This is a genomic window from Roseateles sp. T103 (genome assembly GCF_057219915.1).
In genome coordinates, this window is record NZ_JBXVVS010000001.1 from 921,415 (window position 1) to 938,984 (window position 17,570).

At 68.1% G+C, this 17,570-nt stretch carries 12 protein-coding genes; 4 read left to right on the top strand and 8 right to left on the bottom strand.

From position 1 onward, the window contains the following. Positions 1 to 8 precede the first annotated feature (8 nt). The 7 genes from AC2EBS_RS04045 to queF form a co-directional block, all read right to left on the bottom strand. Entirely contained in the window at positions 9 to 1,964 is a 1,956-nt protein-coding gene (locus AC2EBS_RS04045) for an ATP-binding cassette domain-containing protein (protein ID WP_484727081.1), read from the bottom strand. Continuing rightward, positions 1,961 to 2,851 carry a 50S ribosomal protein L3 N(5)-glutamine methyltransferase gene (gene prmB, locus AC2EBS_RS04050; RefSeq protein ID WP_484727082.1) on the bottom strand — a complete coding sequence of 297 codons (891 nt, stop codon included), beginning with the start codon at positions 2,849 to 2,851 and terminating at the stop codon, positions 1,961 to 1,963. Before prmB ends, AC2EBS_RS04045 begins: the two co-directional genes overlap by 4 nt. Further along, positions 2,848 to 4,014, bottom strand: coding sequence for a succinyl-diaminopimelate desuccinylase (gene dapE, locus AC2EBS_RS04055; protein WP_484727083.1), 1,167 nt, complete (start codon positions 4,012 to 4,014; stop codon positions 2,848 to 2,850). Before dapE ends, prmB begins: the two co-directional genes overlap by 4 nt. Further along, the gene (locus tag AC2EBS_RS04060) at positions 4,011 to 5,174 is read right to left on the bottom strand and encodes a PilT/PilU family type 4a pilus ATPase (RefSeq protein WP_484727084.1); all 1,164 of its coding nucleotides are present in this window, start codon (positions 5,172 to 5,174) and stop codon (positions 4,011 to 4,013) included. Before AC2EBS_RS04060 ends, dapE begins: the two co-directional genes overlap by 4 nt. A gap of 150 nt (positions 5,175 to 5,324) precedes the next feature. After that, positions 5,325 to 6,146, bottom strand: a complete 822-nt coding sequence (gene dapD, locus AC2EBS_RS04065) for a 2,3,4,5-tetrahydropyridine-2,6-dicarboxylate N-succinyltransferase (protein WP_484727085.1) — start codon at positions 6,144 to 6,146, stop codon at positions 5,325 to 5,327. Between the two features lie 10 nt (positions 6,147 to 6,156). Beyond that, positions 6,157 to 7,407, bottom strand: coding sequence for a succinyldiaminopimelate transaminase (gene dapC, locus AC2EBS_RS04070; RefSeq protein WP_484727086.1), 1,251 nt, complete (start codon positions 7,405 to 7,407; stop codon positions 6,157 to 6,159). A 19-nt stretch (positions 7,408 to 7,426) separates the two neighbouring features. Continuing rightward, on the bottom strand, positions 7,427 to 7,858 hold the full coding sequence (gene queF, locus AC2EBS_RS04075) for a preQ(1) synthase (RefSeq protein ID WP_484727559.1): 432 nt from the start codon (positions 7,856 to 7,858) through the stop codon (positions 7,427 to 7,429). 268 nt (positions 7,859 to 8,126) lie between these two features. Here queF and smc point away from each other — a divergent pair, with 268 nt between their 5' ends. Together smc and AC2EBS_RS04085 are read left to right on the top strand one after the other, a co-directional pair. Further along, positions 8,127 to 11,645 carry a chromosome segregation protein SMC gene (smc, locus tag AC2EBS_RS04080; RefSeq protein WP_484727087.1) on the top strand — a complete coding sequence of 1,173 codons (3,519 nt, stop codon included), beginning with the start codon at positions 8,127 to 8,129 and terminating at the stop codon, positions 11,643 to 11,645. Between the two features lie 2 nt (positions 11,646 to 11,647). Beyond that, a complete protein-coding gene (locus tag AC2EBS_RS04085) occupies positions 11,648 to 12,742 on the top strand; it encodes a cell division protein ZipA C-terminal FtsZ-binding domain-containing protein (RefSeq protein ID WP_484727088.1) in 1,095 nt (364 codons plus the stop codon). On the opposite strand, the gene AC2EBS_RS04090 is transcribed toward AC2EBS_RS04085, so the two are convergent. Next, complete coding sequence (locus tag AC2EBS_RS04090; RefSeq protein ID WP_484727089.1) at positions 12,735 to 14,672, bottom strand: putative bifunctional diguanylate cyclase/phosphodiesterase; 1,938 nt, start codon at positions 14,670 to 14,672, stop codon at positions 12,735 to 12,737. The two genes, AC2EBS_RS04085 and AC2EBS_RS04090, sit on opposite strands and share 8 nt — an antisense overlap. Before the next feature lie 245 nt (positions 14,673 to 14,917). Between AC2EBS_RS04090 and ligA the strand changes: the two genes are divergently transcribed. Both ligA and AC2EBS_RS04100 read left to right on the top strand, forming a co-directional pair. After that, a complete protein-coding gene (gene ligA, locus AC2EBS_RS04095; protein ID WP_484727090.1) occupies positions 14,918 to 17,008 on the top strand; it encodes an NAD-dependent DNA ligase LigA in 2,091 nt (696 codons plus the stop codon). A gap of 45 nt (positions 17,009 to 17,053) precedes the next feature. After that, on the top strand, positions 17,054 to 17,371 hold the full coding sequence (locus AC2EBS_RS04100; RefSeq protein WP_484727091.1) for an antibiotic biosynthesis monooxygenase family protein: 318 nt from the start codon (positions 17,054 to 17,056) through the stop codon (positions 17,369 to 17,371). Positions 17,372 to 17,570: the final 199 nt, after the last annotated feature.

The window sequence follows — 17,570 nt, forward strand, 5'->3', positions numbered from 1 at the left end:
CGCCGCGATCAGTTCGTCGCCTGAAGGGCCTCGATCTGTTCGCCCAGTTCGAGCCAGCGCATCTCCGCGGCCTCAATGTCGTCGCCTATCGCCTTCAGTCGGCGTCCGACTTCGGCGATGCGGCCCGCCGAGCAGCTGCCGCTGGACAGTTCGTCCTCCAGAGTCTGGCGCTCGGCGGCCAGGCTGTGCAGCTTGCCGTCCAGAGCTTCCATTTCCTTGCGCAAGGGGCGGGTCTGCTCAGCCAGGCGCTGACGGGCCTGCCCCGCTGCTTTGCGCTCCTCCCGGGACTGGCCGCTGCTGCCGGCGCTGGGCGCGGCGGTAGCGGCTGAGGGCGTCGCGGCAGTCGTGGCTGCCGCCGCCTTGAGTTCGCGCGCCGCCTCCTTGGCCGTCTCGAGCAGCCAGCGCTGGTAGTCGTCCAGATCGCCGTCGAAGGGCCCGACCGCGCCCTTGGCCACGAGCCAGAACTCGTCGCAGACCTCGCGCAGCAACGCGCGGTCATGGCTGACCAGCATCACCGTGCCTTCGAACTCGTTGAGCGCCATCGATAGCGCCTCGCGCGTCTGCAGGTCCAGGTGGTTGGTCGGTTCGTCGAGCAGCAGCAGGTTGGGGCGCTGCCAGACGATCATCGCCAGCACCAGGCGCGCCTTCTCGCCGCCCGAGAGACTGCCGACGCTCTGCATCACCATGTCGCCGGTGAAGCGGAACTGGCCGAGGAAATCGCGCAGCTCCTGCTCGCGCGCCTGCGGACTGACCTCCTTCGCCAGTCGCACCATATGCGCCAGCGGCCCTTCGTCGGGACGCAGCAGGTCCATCTCCTGCTGGGCGAAGTAGCCGATGGAGAGGCCCTTGCCCTCGGTGATCTGCCCGGCCAGCGGCGGCTGCATGCGCGCGATGGTCTTCACCAGCGTGGACTTGCCCTGGCCGTTGGCACCGAGGATGCCGATGCGCTGGCCGGCCAGCACGCTGCGATTAATGCCGTGGACGATGGTCTTGTCGCCATAGCCGCAGCTGACGTCCTTGAGCGCCAGCATCGGGTTGGGCAGCGACACCGGTTCGCGGAACTCGAAGGCGAAGTCGCTGGCGGTGAGCACCGGCGCGAGCTTCTCCATGCGCTCCAGCGCCTTGACGCGGCTCTGCGCCTGCTTGGCCTTGGTGGCCTTGGCCTTGAAGCGGTCGATGAACTTCTGCAGATGCGCGATGCGGTCCTGCTGCTTCTCGTAGGCCGCCTGCTGCAGCGCCATGCGCTCAGCGCGCATCGCCTCGAACGCGGTGTAGTTGCCGCCGTAGCGGGCCAGCTTGGCCTCGTCCAGATGCAGCGTCACCTTGGTGATCGCGTCGAGGAACTCGCGGTCGTGGCTGATCACGATCAGCGTGCCGTCGAAGCGCTGCAGCCAGGCTTCCAGCCAGACCAGCGCATCCAGGTCCAGGTGGTTGGTCGGCTCGTCCAGCAGCATCAGGTCGGCCGGGCACATCAGCGCGCGCGCCAGCTGCAGGCGCATGCGCCAGCCACCCGAGAAGCTGTTCACTGGCGCATCGACCTGGTCGGCCTTGAAGCCCAGGCCCATCAGCAGCGCCTGCGCGCGGGCACGCGCATCGAAGGCGTTGGCATCGGTCAGCAGCACATGCGCTTCGGCGATCGCATGGCCGTCGCCGTTGGCTTCCGCGGCGGCCAGCGCGGCGCGTGCGGCCATCAGCCGCGTATCGCCTTCCAGCACGAACTCGGTGGCCGGCGCATCGGTCTCAGGCATGTGCTGTGCGACTTCGGCCAGCCGCCACTGGCGCGGGATCTCCACATCGCCGCGGTCGGCATGCAGTCGGTCGGTGAGCAGTGCAAACAGGCTGGACTTGCCCGCGCCGTTTCGGCCCACCAGGCCGATCTTCTCTCCGGGCTGCAGCGTGACGCTGGCGTCGTCGAGCACGATCTTCACGCCGCGACGCAGCGTGACGTTCTTCAGCGTGATCATGATGCGGACGCCGCGCCGTGAGCCGCCTGCAGCAGCGCTTCGCGAGTGACCAGCAGCACCTGGTCATCGCCCGCTGAAGTCTCCAGCCAGACGACTTCCAGTTGCGGGAACGCTGCCTCGAAGTAGGCGCGCTCGTTGCCGATCTCCAGCACCAGCACCGCGTGTTCGCTCATGTGTGCGGGCGCATCGGCCAACAGCCTGCGCACGAAGTCCATGCCATCGGCGCCGCCGGCCAGCGCCAGCCGCGGTTCGGCCAGATACTCTTGGGGAAGCGAGGCCATCGACTCGCTGTTCACATAGGGCGGATTGCACAGGATCAGGTCGTAGAGCCCCTGCGCAGGCGCCAGCCCATCGCCCAGCAGCAGGCGGATGCGCTCTGCCAGGCCGTGCTGGTCGACATTGATGCGCGCCACCTCGAGCGCGTCGGCACTGATGTCGATCGCATCCACCTGCACCTCCGGCCAGGCCATCGCTGCCAGCACCGCCAGGCTGCCGTTGCCGGTGCACAGGTCCAGCACGCGTCGTGTCTGGTCCGACAGCCAGGGGTCGATGCTCTCGTCGGCGATCAGCTCGGCGATGAAGGAGCGCGGCACGATCGCGCGCTCGTCCACATAGAAAGGCACGCCCTGCAGCCAGGCCTCCTGCGTCAGGTAGGCGGCCGGCTTGCGCGTGGCGATGCGCTCGGCCACCAGTGCCTCGATGTCCGCCTGCTGCTCAGGGCTCAGGTCCTGCTCGGCATGCTCATCCAGGCTGTCCAGCGGCAGGTCCAGCTGCCACATCGCCAGCCAGGCAGCCTCGTCGAAGGCATTGCTGGTGCCATGCCCAAAAGAAACGCCCGCCTCGTTCAGGCGGGCGGCTTGTTGTTCGATGCAGGTGATCAGGTTCACGGGGCGGGAGATTCGAGCAGCAGCGTGCGCAGCGTGCGCAGATAGACGTTCTTCAGCGGGTCGAGGCAGTCGGCCGGCACGTTCTCGTCGACCTTGTGGATGGTCGCGTTGATCGGGCCGAACTCCAGCACCTGCGCGCAGATCTTGGCGATGAAACGGCCGTCGGAGGTGCCGCCGGTGGTGGAGAGCTCGGGACGGCGACCGCATTCTGCCTCGATGGCTGCGCTGACCGCCTCGGACAGCGTGCCGATCGGTGTCAGGAAGGGCTCGCCGCCGAGTACCCAGTCCAGCCGGTACTCGAGGCCGAGACGGTCGAGCAGCGCGTGCACGCGTGTCTTCAGGCCCTCGGGTGTGGACTCGGTCGAGAAACGGAAATTGAAGTCGATCACGACCTCGCCGGGGATGACATTGGTCGCGCCGGTGCCGGCGTGGATGTTGGAGATCTGGAAGGTCGTGGCCGGGAAGTAGGCGTTGCCGGCGTCCCACTCGGTCACCGCCAGTTCGGCCAGTGCCGGTGCGACCTGATGCACCGGGTTGCGCGCCAAATGCGGGTAGGCGACATGGCCCTGGATGCCCTTGACGGTGAGCTTGCCCGACAGCGTGCCGCGACGACCGTTCTTGACCATGTCGCCCAGCGTCTCGACCGAGGTCGGCTCGCCGACGATGCAGTAGTCCAGGCGTTGGCCGCGTGCCTTCAGCTTTTCGCAGCAGACCACGGTGCCATGCACCGCCGGGCCTTCCTCGTCACTGGTGAGCAGCAGCGCGACGCTGCCGTGATGGCCGGGATGCGCTGCAGCGAACTCTTCGGCGGCGACGACCATCGCTGCGAGCGAGCCCTTCATATCGGCGGCACCTCGACCATAGATGCGGCCGCCGCGATAACTGGGCACGAAGGGGTCGCTGCCCCAGGCAGTCAGGCTGCCGGGCGGCACCACATCGGTATGGCCGGCAAACATCAGCACCGGCGCCGCGTCGCCGCCGCGGCCCTTGCGGATGGCCCAAAGATTGGCGACGCGCGCGCCTTCGGGGCCGCTGTCCATGCGTTCGATCTCGAAGCCACAGCGCGTCAGGCGTTCGGCGATCAGCTGCTGGCAGCCCGCGTCGTCGGGGGTGACCGAGGGACGCGCGATCAGCGCTTCCAGCAACTCAAGCGTGGGACTCATTCAGGGCGTACGTCCAGGGTGATCTCGGTGAAGCTGGCCAGATCGCTGGCAGGCTCCTCCTTGGTGGCGTTCTGCTTGCCGTTGGTAGCCGGGGTCTCGTTCTGCAGGCGCCAGAGCAGATTGGTCGGCGAGTCGGCGAAGGCCAGGCCTTCCTCGCGAGTGATCGTGCCGTCCTTGATCAGCTTGGCGAAGTGTTCCTCGAAGGTCTGCGAGCCTTCGGCAATGGACTTCTCCATCGCCTCCTTCACGCCGCCGAAGTCGCCTTGCTCGATCAGCTCGGCAATCAGCTTGGTGTTGAGCAGGATCTCGATCGCCGGCACGCGGCCGCCAGCAGTAGCGCGCACCAGCCGCTGCGAGATCACCGCCTTCAGACCGGCGCCGAGGTCGTTCAACATCGCCGGGCGCGATTCCGGCGTGTAGAAGGACATGATGCGGTTCAAGGCGTGGTAGCTGTTGTTGCCGTGCAGCGTGGCCAGCACCAGATGGCCCGACAGCGAGTAGGACAGCGCTGCGGTCATGGTCTCGCGATCGCGGATCTCGCCGATCAGGATGCAGTCGGGCGCCTGCCGCAGCGCGTTCTTCAGCGCGATCTGCAGCGAGGCGGTATCGCGGCCCACCTCGCGCTGATTGACCACCGAGCGCTTGTTGCGGAACAGGTACTCCAGCGGATCCTCGATGGTCAGGATGTGGCCGGCCATGGTCTGGTTGCGCTGTTCCAGCATCGAGGCCAGCGTGGTGCTCTTGCCGGTGCCGGTGGCGCCGACCATCAGGATCAGGCCGCGCTTTTCCTGCACCAGCTTGCCCAGGATGGGGGGCAGGCGCAGGCTTTCCAGCGAGGGGATGGTGTGCGGGATGTGCCGGAACACGCCAGCGATGGTGCCGCGCTGCTTGAAGCCCGAGAGGCGGAAGCTACCGACGCCGTTGACCGACACGGCCATGTTCAGCTCGCCGGTGGCCTCCAGCTCGGCCATCTGGATCTCGTCCAGCACTTCCGAGATCAGCAGCTTGGGCTGCTGCGGTGACAGCACCTGGTCGGACAATTGCACCATCTGTCCGTTGATGCGGAACAACACCGGCATGCTCGCCGACAGATAGCAATCCGACGCCCCCTTCTCGGCCATCAGCCGCAGGATGCGCTCCATGTTTCCGCTGCTGGCCATGCTGCAGTCCTCCCTGACTTGCGATCTAGGCGATGCGCGCCGCGCTAGGCATGCCGCCTACGAGCCGAGCGACGTCCGAGGATCCGGCTCCGCCGGTCCTACGGACGTGCCCCCTCGAGGGGGCGCGCGCAGCGCGTAGGGGGTGGTCCATCAGTCGCGCAGCAGATCGTTGATGCTGGTCTTGGCGCGGGTGCCGGCGTCGACCTTCTTCACGATGATGGCAGCGTAGAGGCTGTACTTGCCGCCATCCTTGGGCAGCGAACCGCTGATCACCACCGAGCCGGCCGGCACGCGGCCGTAGCTCACGGTACCGGTTTCGCGGTCGTAGATCGGCGTGCTCTGGCCGATGTAGACGCCCATCGAGATCACCGAGTTCTCTTCAACGATCACGCCTTCGACCACTTCCGAGCGCGCGCCGATGAAGCAGTTGTCCTCGATGATGGTCGGGTTGGCCTGCAGCGGCTCCAGCACGCCGCCGATGCCCACACCGCCGCTCAAGTGCACGTTCTTGCCGATCTGCGCGCAGGAGCCGACGGTGGCCCAGGTGTCGACCATCGTGCCTTCATCGACATAGGCGCCGATGTTCACGAAGGACGGCATCAGGATCACGTTCTTGGCCTGGAAGCTGCCGCGGCGGGCCACGGCCGGCGGCACCACGCGCACGCCGCTGGCGCGGATCGCGGCCTCGTCCATCTGGCCGTACTTGCTGGGCACTTTGTCGAAGAAGGTCAGGTCGCCGGCACCCATCAGCTTGTTGTCGTTCAGGCGGAAGGACAGCAGCACCGCCTTCTTCACCCACTGGTGCACGGTCCACTGGCCCACGCCCTGGCGCTCGGCGACGCGCAGACGACCGGCGTCCAGCTCGGCAATCACATGCTCGACGGCCTCGCGCACTTCAGGCGCGTTGGCGGGGTTCAGGGTGGCACGGCCGTCCCAGGCCAGCTCGATGACGGATTGCAGTTGTTGGGTCATGGGGAAAGACTCAAAGAGAAGAAGAGGATGCGGAAGAGGAAGAAGGGCGGTACGAGCGGGTGAACTCGACGATGCGACGGGCGGCTTCGAGGCATTCGTCCACCTCGGCGACCAGGGCCATGCGGATGCGGCCCGCGCCCGGATTCACCCCATGGGCGGTTCGCGCCAGGAGGCTGCCAGGCAGCACTGCGACATTGTATTGAGCGAGCAACTGCAGCGCGTAGTCGATGTCGTCGCCACCAGGCACGCCGGCCCACAGGTAGAAGCTGGCATCGGGCAGCGCCACGTCCAGCACTTCGGCCAGCGGCGGCGTCACCTGGGCGAACTTCGCGCGGTACTGCGCGCGGTTGTCGATGACGTGCTGCTCGTCGCCCCAGGCGGCGATGCTGGCCGCCTGCACGATGGGACTCATCGCGCTGCCGTGGTAGGTGCGGTAGAGCAGGAAGCGCTTGATGATGCTGGCGTCGCCGGCGACGAAACCCGAGCGCAGGCCCGGCACATTGGAGCGCTTGGAGAGACTCGTCAGCGCGATCAGGTTGCGGAAGTCGCTGCGGCCCAGCTTGGCCGCGGCTTCCAGACCCGACAGCGGCGGCTCGTCGCGGAAGTAGATCTCCGAATAGCACTCGTCCGACGCGATGACGAAGCCGTACTTGTCCGACAGTTCGAACAGCTCCTTCCACTCCGATAGTGGCATCACCGCGCCGGTGGGGTTGCCGGGCGAGCAGGTGTAGAGCAGCTGCGTCTTCGCCCAGGTGGCCTCGTCGATCTGGCGCCAGTCGGCGGCGAAATTGCGCGCCGGGTCGCTGTTGGCGAAGGCGGTCTGCGCGCCGGCCAGGATCGCTGCGCCCTCGTAGATCTGATAGAAGGGATTGGGGCAGACCACGGTGGCGCCCGGGCGCGTCGGATCGATCACGGTCTGCGCCAGTGAGAACAGCGCCTCGCGCGAGCCGTTGACCGGCAGGATCTCGGTGGCCGGGTCGACATTGAGCCCATAGCGGCGCTGCAGCCAGGCCGAGGCTGCGGCGCGCAGCGCCGGGTCGCCGGCCGTGGGTGGATAGGCCGACAGGCTCTTCAGGCTGGCCATCAGCGCCTCGCCGATCAGCGCCGGCGCCGGATGCTTGGGTTCGCCGATGCCCAGGCTGATCGGCTTGTAAGCCGGGTTGGGCGTGATGTCCTTGGTGAGCGCGCGCAGACGTTCGAACGGGTACGGGTGCAGCTTGTCCAGCAAGGGGTTGTGCGGCGCCTGGGCAGCGTGGCTCATCGTTGGGCGGCCTTCCTGATCAGCGCAGCAGGCCGGTCTCGAAGCCGTGCGCCGGCAGGTCCACGCGCGGCGCGGGCTTCCAGCCCTTCTTGCGGTGCTCGACGACCACATTGGTGTAGATGCCGCCGCGCACATACCACTTGGCGGTGATGCGGATGAAGCGCGGGTTCGTCACCTTCACGATGTCTTCGAGGATGGTGTTGGTCACCTTCTCGTGGAAGGCGCCTTCGTCGCGGTAGCTCCAGAAGTACATCTTCAGGCTCTTCAGCTCGACGCAGTATTTGTCCGCGATCATGTCGATCGTGAAGTGCGCGAAATCAGGCTGGCCGGTCAGCGGGCAGTGGCAGGTGAACTCGGGAACCTGGAACTGGATCACATAGTCGCGCTCGGGCGCCGGGTTGGGGAACACATGCAGTTCCTTGCTCGGGCGCGACGGCGGGTTGGGCGGCATCTCGCGCATCTTGGGCGCGGCTTGCTGTGCCTTGGGCGTCTTGGGCGCGGCCGCCTTGGCGGCGGGCTTGCTGCGGGCAGGTTTGGCGGAGGAGGCGGGGGTGTTCTTGGCCATGTTCTTGACAGCGTGGCTGCAGGCGAGGGAGGGGACGCGCGCAGCCGGATTTCGACAGAGGTCGGATGGTATCATCCGGCCCCGTGAAGAGCCCCGTGATCGGGGCTTTTCTGCAAATAAATCAAAGGCTTAGTCGCGGTCTGATCCCCTCTCAATGCGCCTGAACTCGATCAAGCTCTCGGGCTTCAAGTCCTTTGCCGAACCGACCCACTTCCAGCTGCCGGGGCAGCTGGTCGGCGTCGTCGGGCCGAACGGCTGCGGCAAGTCCAACATCATGGACGCGGTGCGCTGGGTGCTGGGCGAGAGCAAGGCCTCCGAGCTGCGTGGCGAGTCCATGCAGGATGTGATCTTCAACGGCAGCGGCAACCGCAAGCCGGCAAGCCGCGCCAGCGTCGAGCTGATCTTCGACAACACGCTGGCCCGCGCCGGCGGCCAGTGGAACCAGTTCACCGAGATCGCGGTCAAGCGCGTGCTGACCCGCGACGGCACCAGCAGCTACTTCATCAACAACCAGCCGGTGCGTCGCCGCGATGTGCAGGACGTGTTCCTCGGCACCGGCCTGGGCCCGCGCGCCTACGCGATCATCGGCCAGGGCACGATCAGCCGCATCATCGAAAGCAAGCCCGAAGAGCTGCGCCTCTTCCTCGAGGAAGCCGCCGGCGTCTCCAAGTACAAGGAACGCCGCCGCGAGACCGAGAACCGGCTCAAGGACACGCGCGAGAACCTGACCCGCGTCGAAGACATCCTGCGCGAGCTCACCAGCAACCTCGAGCGTCTGGAGAAGCAGGCCGAGGTGGCGGCCACCTACCGCCAGCTGCAGGAGCAGGGGCTGCTCAAACTGCACCAGCTGTGGTTCCTCAAGCACCGCGACGCCGCCAGCGAAGAGACGCGCGTGAAGAGCGAGCACGCCCAGGCGACCAATGCGCTGGAGTCGCGCCTTGCCGAGCTGCGCCATGTCGAGGCCGAGCTGGAGACCATCCGCCAGGCCCATTACGCCGCCGGCGACGAGCTGCATGCCGCGCAGGGCCGCATGGCCGAGGCGCAGCTGGAAGTCAGCAAGCTCGAAGAGCGCATCCGCTACGTCGTCGAGGGCCGCGCCCGCGTCGAGGCGCGCCAGGCCGAGCTGGCCGCGCAGAGCCGGCAATGGGCCGAGCGCGCCGACGAGGCCCGCGCCGAGCAGGAGACGATTGGCGAGCAGATCGCCGCGGCCGAGGAGCAGAGCGAGATCCTCGCCGCTCAGGCCGAGGAACAGACCGGCCAGCTGCCCGGCGTCGAAGACCTGCTGCGCGCCGCGCAGGCGCGCGCCAACGAGCAGCGCGCCCAGGTGGTGCAGGTGCAGCAGCAGATCCAGGTGCTGGCCGCCGAGAGCCGCAGCCTGGACGAGCAGACCCGTGCGCTGCGCACGCGGCGCGAGCGCCTGGCCGGCGAGCGCCAGGGCCTGGCCGCGCCCGACGCCGAGCGCCTGAACGAACTGAAGCGCCAGAGCGAGGCGGCCGACGAGGCGCGCGAGCTGGCCGACGCGCGGCTGCACGAGCTCTCCGAGCAGCTGCCCGCGCTGGAAGAGGCGCGCCGCGCAGCGCAGCAGGATGCCAACGCACAGAGTGCGCGCCAGTCCGAGCTGGCTGCGCGCCTGGACGCGCTGCGCGCGCTGCAGGAAAAGGTGCAGACCGAAGGCAAGCTCAAGCCCTGGCTGGCCAAGCATGGGCTGGAAGGACTGCAGGGCCTGTGGACGCGGCTGCACATCCAGCCCGGCTGGGAAAACGCGCTGGAAGCCGCGCTGCGCGAGCGCATGAATGCGCTGTCGGTCGGCCGGCTGGAGACGGTGCGCGCCTTCGACCAGGACCCGCCGCCAGCGCGCCTGGCCTTCTACTCGACGCCGACCGAGGTCTTGGTCAACACGCATCAGACGCTGCCGCGCCTGTCGGAGCTGCTGCGCCTCGACGATGCCGGGCTGAAGGCGCTGCTCAACGACTGGCTGGAAGGCGTCTATACCGCCGCCTCGCTGGACGAAGCGCTGGCTTTGCGGCCCAAGCTCAGCCACGGCGAGCTGATCATGACCGCGCAGGGCCATGCGGTGAGCCAGTTCGCGGTGAGTTTCTATGCGCCCGATTCCGAGCAGGCCGGCATGCTGGCCCGTGCGCAGGAGATCGAGCAGCTGACGCTGGAGCTGCGCGCGCAGACGCTGATTGCCGACGAGGCCAAGAGCGCGCTGGTGCGTGCCGAGGCTGGATACACCGAAGCTTCGTCGCGCATGGCCACCGTGCGCCGCGAAGCCAGCGAGGCCCAGGCCCGCGCGCACCAGCTGCATGTGGAGCTGCTGCGCCTGTCCAGCCAGGCTGAGGCCGCGAACAGCCGCCGTGCCCAGCTGGAGGAAGAGCTGGCCGAGGTCGACGCGCAGCTGGAAGAGCTGCAGGAGCGCCGCGTCACCGGCGAGGCGCGCTTCGAAGAGCTGGACATGCAGCTGGCCAACAGCCAGGAGCGCCATGCCGAGCTGGAAGACGGCGTGATCCAGGCCGAGCGCCGCATGGCCGACGCCCGCGAGCAGCTGCGCACGCTGGAGCGCCGCGCGCAGGAAGCGCAGTTCCATGCCCGCACGCTGGCCTCGCGCCGCGGCGAGCTGCAGCGTGCGATCGAGACCGCACAGCAGCAAATCGAGCAGGCCACGCAGAGCGCGGCGGCGCTGCAGCAGGAGCTGGACACGCTCAACGATGCCGCCGCGCAGGCTGGCCTGCAGGAGGCGCTGGCGCTGAAGCTGGCTCGCGAGCAGGAGCTGGGCGCGGTACGCAGCAGCTATGACGACCTGACGCTGCGCCTGCGCCGCGCCGAGGAGCAGCGCCTGGAGTTCGAGCGCAGCCTGGAGCCGCTGCGCGAACGCCTGACCAAGCTGCAGCTGGAAGAGCAGGCCGCGCAGCTGGGCGGTGCCCAGTACATGGAGCAGCTCACCGCCGCAGGCGCGGACCTGGAGGCGATCGCCAAGAGCATCGAGGACGGCGCCGTCAAGCTCTGGGGCCTGCAGGGCGAGATCGACCGCATCAACCGCGAGATCGCCGCGCTGGGTGCGGTGAACCTGGCCGCACTGGACGAGCTGACTGCGGCGCGCGAGCGCAAGACCTTCCTCGACGCGCAAAACGCCGACCTCACGTCGGCGATGAAGACGCTCGAAGACGCGATCCACAAGATCGACCTGGAGACGCGCGAACTGCTGATGACGACCTTCAACCAGGTCAACGAGCATTTCGGTCGCATGTTCCCCAGCCTCTTCGGCGGCGGCCAGGCCAAGCTGGTGATGACAGGCGAAGAGGTGCTGGACGCCGGCGTGCAGGTGATGGCGCAGCCGCCGGGCAAGAAGAATTCGACCATCCACCTGCTGTCGGGCGGCGAGAAGGCGCTGACCGCGATCGCGCTGGTGTTCGCGATCTTCATGCTCAACCCGGCGCCGTTCTGCCTGCTCGACGAGGTGGACGCGCCGCTGGACGACGCCAATACCGAGCGTTATGCCAAGCTGGTCAAGGAGATGAGCAGCAAGGGCACGCAGTTCCTCTTCATCTCGCACAACAAGATTGCGATGGAAATGGCAGAACAACTGATCGGCGTGACCATGCAGGAGCAGGGCGTCTCGCGCATCGTCGCGGTGGACATGGAAGCGGCGCTGAACATGGCGGAGGCGGCCTGAGCATGAAGGACCTGAGCCTGACCGCCTGGCTGGCCATCGTCGGCGGCCTCGTGCTGATAGCCGTGCTGGCCCATGGCCTGTGGACCGCGCGCCGCGCCGGCCCGCGCCGCATGGCGCCGCCGATCGAGCCGACAATGTCCGGCGCCGAGCGCGCCGAGCCCACGCTGAACGAGGCGCAGGCCGCCGTGGCCGAGCCCTTCGACGAACACCCGCCGCTGGTGCCCAGCCTGGACGACACCGTGCCCGCGGTGGCACGGCAGCCGGCACGCAAGCCCTCGACGCGCATCGATGCGCTGATCGACGCGATCGCCACCATCAACGTCGAGTCGCCGATCGCCGGCGAGATCGCGCTGGCGCATCTGCCCGGCAGCCGCCGTGCCGGCACCAAGCCCTTCCATATCGAGGGGCTGAACGCCGAGAGCGGCGAATGGGAGTTGCCGATGGCCGGCCGTCGCTACGGCGAGTTCCAGGCTGGCGTGCAGATGGCCAACCGCAGCGGTGCGCTCAACGAGATCGAGTACTCGGAGTTCGTGCAGAAGATCCAGGGCTTCGCCGACGGCATCGGCGGCTTTGCGCAGTTCCCCGACATGTTGGACGTGGTGGGCCGCGCCCGCGAGCTGGACCAGTTCGCTGGCGCGCACGACGCTCAGCTGGCGATCCGTCTGCGCGCCCGCGGCGCCGCCTGGACCTTGGGCTATGTGCAGCAGATGGCGCTGCGCCACGGCTTCGTGCCCGGCGCGGTGCCGGGCCGTCTGGTGCTGCCCGCGCACGACGAAGGCGCTCCGCCGGTGCTGACGCTGGCCTTCGAGGCCCAGGCCGCGCTCGCCGAGGACCCGCAGGCCTCCAGCTTGCGCGAGCTGACGCTGGCGCTGGACGTGCCGCAGACGCCCGAGGCGCTGGAGCCATTCGCCGCCTGGCAGGAAGCGGCGCGCGCCTTGTCGCGCGACTTCGAGGCCGAGATCTGCGATGACCGCGGTCAGCCGCTGAACCTGCACGCTTTCGCTGCGATCGACCAGGAGCTGGGCACGCTCTACAAGGCCCTGGCCTCGCGCGATCTGGCCGCCGGCTCGCTGGCGGCGCGCCGCCTGTTCAGCTGAACTGCTGCGGCTGCGTCTCGCCGAACAGCGAGGCGCGGAAAGCCGGCGACTTGGATTCCTCGTCCTTGGCGGCCCAGAGCAGCAGCGCCTCGGCCGACATCGGCTTGGCGAACAGATAGCCCTGCAACTCGTCGCAGCCGATCTTGAGCAGCCACTTCTGCTGGCGCTCGGTCTCCACGCCTTCGGCGACGACGCGCAGGTTCAGCGCATGGGCCAGGCGGACGATCGCATCGACCATGGTCAGGGCGCTGGAGTTGGTGTCTATCTCGGTGACGAAGCTGCGGTCGATCTTCAGCTCTTTGGCCGGCAGCTGGCGCAGGTAGGCCAGGCTGGAGTAGCCGGTGCCGAAGTCGTCGATAGACAGGTGCACGCCCAGTTCGCCGAGTTGCCGGAAGGTTTCCTGCGTGGCACGTGTGTCCTCCATCGCCACAGATTCGGTGATCTCGCAGGTCAGCAAGGAGGGCTGGATGCGGTGCTCCTTCAAGGCCGCGGCAATGCGATCGATCAGATCGGCTTGGCGCATCTGGTGGGCCGACAGGTTGATCGCCACGCGCATGCGCAGCCCGTGTTCGCGCCAGATGCGCGCCTGCGTGCAGGCGGCGGTGATCACCCAGTTGCCCAACTCGCGCATCAGGCCGAAGCGTTCGGCCACCGGGATGAACACCGTCGGCGAGACCACGCCGCGGCTGGGGTGGTTCCAGCGCAGCAGCGCTTCTGCCGCAGTGACCTGACCGCTGATGGCGTCGATCTTGGGCTGGAAGAAGAGCTGGAGCTCGTTGCGCGCGATCGCCTGGCGCAACTCGGTGAGCAGTTCCACCTGGCCGCGCGAGTCCTTGGCCATGCTGCGGTCGTAGATCGCGAAGCAGGCTCCGCCTAGGCGCTTGGCGTCCTGTGCCGCCAGCGCGGCGAAGCCGAGCAGCCGGCTGGCCGCGCCATGCTCGGGGTAGAAGGCGATGCCGACCGAGCAGGACAGCGCCGCCTCATGGTTCAGCGCCCGGAAGGGCTGCGACAGCAGCAGGATGAAGCGGCGCGCGCGGGCGCTCACCGCGTCCACATCCCCCGCGTCGGGCATCAGCAGCACGAACTCGTCCGAGCCCAGCCGACCGCAGATCTCGTGGCTGGAACAGTTGCCGCGCAGCCGCGACGCCGTCTCGCGCAGCAGCAGATCGCCGAATTCGTGGCCGAAGCCGTTGTTGACGGACTGGAAGCCGTCCAGATTGAAGACCATCACGGCCAGCGAGGACTGGCTCTTGTCGCTCCGTGTGGCCAGCGCAGCCATCTCGCGTTCGATGCCGGTGCGGTTGGGCAGTCCGGTCAGCACATCGCTGGATTGCTGCTGGCGCAGCGTGACGATGGTGTCGCGGTCGCTGGCCGAGCTGTCCCTTGAACTCTGCAGCAGGTAGCTCAGCGCCGCGGTGGCGACGAGGCCCAGCCACAGCAGGTCGGGCGACAGCGCGCTGGGCTGAAGCTCGGGTAGCGGCACGCCGCGCCAGCCCAGCATCAGCATAGGGCTCGCTGTCATCATCAGCAGCAGCAGTGGCATGCCCAGCACGATCAAGAGCCGCTGTGTCGGCGCCGACATGCCTTCCAAGCCGCCATGTCCACGCACCAGCAGCAACACCAGCGCGGCTGCCTGCAATAGTGAAGCGACCAACAGCGGCAGCGACAGCTGGGCCAGCGTCGCGCTGCTGCGCGTCTGCATCGCCGTCAGATTGCTCGCTCCGAGCAGCAGCAGCGCAATGGCCAGCGCGATGGAACCGCGCAGCATGCTGTCTTCCGGCTTGCTCAGCAGGACCTGCGCACTGCGCACCGCCAGCAGGCAGCTCAGCCAGGCCGCGCCCGCCCACAGCAGCATGCGCGAGGCCCCGTCGGTCGAGAGTGGCGCCGGCAGGCCCAGCCACTGCGGCCACCACAGCGACAGCGAAAGCAAGAGCGTGACGGCAGCCTGCCGCCGCTGATGGGTGCGGTTGCCGGGCCGAAGCGGTTCACAGCTTTGTATCGCGACCCAGCCCAGCCAGATGGCTAGAAGCAGGCTGAGCAAGGGAAGTGGACTGGTGTGTGGCGACATCGGCATGGCTGCTACGGGCTCCTGCGACAGCTCAGTCTAGCGCCGCTGGCGCCCGGGCAGCGGCCGGAAATGCCTCGCGCGTGAAGAGCTGCGCCACAATGCCGCCGATGAGTCAGACCGATCTGTTTTCCGCTGCCGAAACCGTCCCAGCGGGCGCGACGACGCCAGCGGCACGCGCCGCCGAGCTGCGTCGCCTGCTCAACCACCACGCCCATCTCTATTACGTGCTCGACCGGCCCGAGCTGCCGGATGCCGAGTACGACCGCCTCTACCAGGAGCTGCAGGCGCTGGAGACGGCGCATCCCGAGCTGCTGACGCCCGATTCGCCGACGCAGCGTGTGCTGGGCAAGGTGCTGGACGGCTTCACGCCGGTGCGCCATGCGGTGCCCATGCTGTCGATCCGCACCGAGACCGATACCGAGGCCAGCGGCGCCGAGAATTTCGACGCGCGCGTGCGCCGCGAGTTGGAGCTCGACGAGCAGGCGCCGGCGGTGGAGTACAGCGCCGAGCTGAAGTTCGACGGCCTGGCCATCAATCTGCGCTACGAGCAGGGCGTGCTGGTTCAGGCCGCGACGCGCGGCGACGGCGAGACCGGCGAAGACGTGACGCAGAACATCCGCACCATCAAGCAGATCCCGCTGCGGCTCGAAGGCGTCACGGCCGAGGTGGTCGAGGTGCGCGGCGAGGTCTATATGCGCCGCGACGATTTCGAGGCGCTCAACGAGCGCCAGCGCGAGAAGGGCGAGAAGACCTTCGTCAATCCGCGAAATGCCGCCGCCGGCGCGGTGCGCCAGCTGGACCCCGGCATCGCCGCGCAGCGGCCGCTATCCTTCTTCGCCTACGGCCTGGGCGAGGTGAGGGGCTGGGAGCTGCCGGCCACGCATGCCCAGGTGCTCGATGCGCTGCAGGCGATGGGCGTGCCGGTATGTGCTGAGCGCGCCGTGCTGCAGGGCGCGCGCGGCCTGGTGCGTTTCCACGACGAGGTGGCGGGCAAGCGCGACGCGCTGGCCTTCGACATCGACGGCGTGGTCTACAAGGTCAACAGCCTGGCGCTGCAGCAGCGCCTGGGCTTCGTCACCCGCGAGCCGCGCTGGGCGGTGGCGCACAAGTACCCGGCGCAGGAGCAGATGACGCGGCTGAACGACATCGACATCCAGGTCGGCCGCACCGGCAAGCTCACGCCGGTGGCCAAGCTGGAGCCGGTCTTCGTCGGTGGCACCACGGTCAGCAATGCGACGCTGCACAACGAGGACGAGGCGCGCCGCAAGGACGTGCGCATCGGCGACACGGTGATCGTGCGCCGCGCCGGCGATGTGATCCCCGAGGTGGTCGGCGTGGTGCTGGAGCGCCGGCCGGCCGATGCTGGCGAGCCCTTCGACCTCTACAAGCGGCTGAACGGCCAGTGCCCGGTCTGCGGCAGCGCGATAGCACGCGCCGAGGGCGAGGCCGACTGGCGCTGCAGCGGCGGCATCTACTGCCCGGCGCAGCGCAAGCAGGCGCTGCTGCACTTCGCCGGCCGCCGCGCGATGGACATCGAGGGCCTGGGCGACAAGCTGGTCGACCAACTCGTCGATGCCGGCATCGTCGCCAGCCTGCCCGGACTCTACAAATTGGGCGTGGCCAAACTGGCGGCGCTGGACCGCATGGCCGAGAAGAGCGCGCAGAACATCGTCGATGCGCTGGAGAAGAGCAAGCGCACGACGCTGGCGCGCTTCCTGTTTGCGCTGGGCATCCGCCAGGTCGGCGAGGCCACGGCCAAGGATCTGGCCCGTCACTTCGGCAACCTGGACCGGCTGATGGCCGCCAGCGTCGAGGAGCTGCAGCAGGTCAAGGACGTCGGGCCCATCGTCGCGCAGAGCCTCCACACCTTCTTCGCGCAGCCGCACAACCGCGAGGTGGTCGAGCAGCTGCGCGCCGCCGGCGTGCATTGGGAAGAGAGTGATGGCGCCGCTGCCAACCAAGGCCCGCAACCCTTGGCCGGCAAGACCCTGGTGCTGACCGGCACGCTGCCGACGCTGAGCCGCGACGACGCAAAAGCGCTGATCGAAGCCGCCGGCGGCAAGGTCAGCGGCTCGGTGTCCAAGAAGACCGACTACGTGATCGCCGGCGACGAAGCCGGCTCCAAGCTCGACAAGGCGCGCGAGCTGGGCGTGGCGGTGCTGGACGAGCAGGGGCTGCATCAGCTGCTCGCCAGCTAGCCTGCAGCGTCGCGCCGTACGGCAGCAGGAACAAAGGGGGAGACGATGGACTATGTCTACATCTGGGAGTTCGAGATCAACGAGGCCTGCCGCGAGCAGTTCCTGCACAGCTATGGCCCCGACGGCGAGTGGGTGGCCCTGTTCCGCCAGGCGCCGGGCTATGTGGGCACGACGCTGATGAGCGATACCGAGCATCCGCTGCGTTTCCTGACCCTGGACCGCTGGCGCAGCCGCGAGGCGCAGCAGGAATTCGCTGCCGACTATCGGGACGAGTACGCGTGTATCGACAGCCAGTGCGAAGCCTTCACCGTGCGCGAGGCCTGCGTGGGCCATTTCTGGGCGCCGGCTGCAGCAGCGCTCTGAGTTGAGCATTCAAGCCGAAGGCTGCTGGCACGGCAGGGTGCCCAGATCCCCTGCCACTATCGCCGCCGGCGCTGGACCATGTCGGATCGCCGGAACGCGGTGTGTTGTCGGGGAAAACGCCGGGTCGCACGCTTGATTGCTACGGCAGAATCGCGGCGCCCCGAGGAACAGCCGGCAGTGCCAACTTGACGTTAGGTGC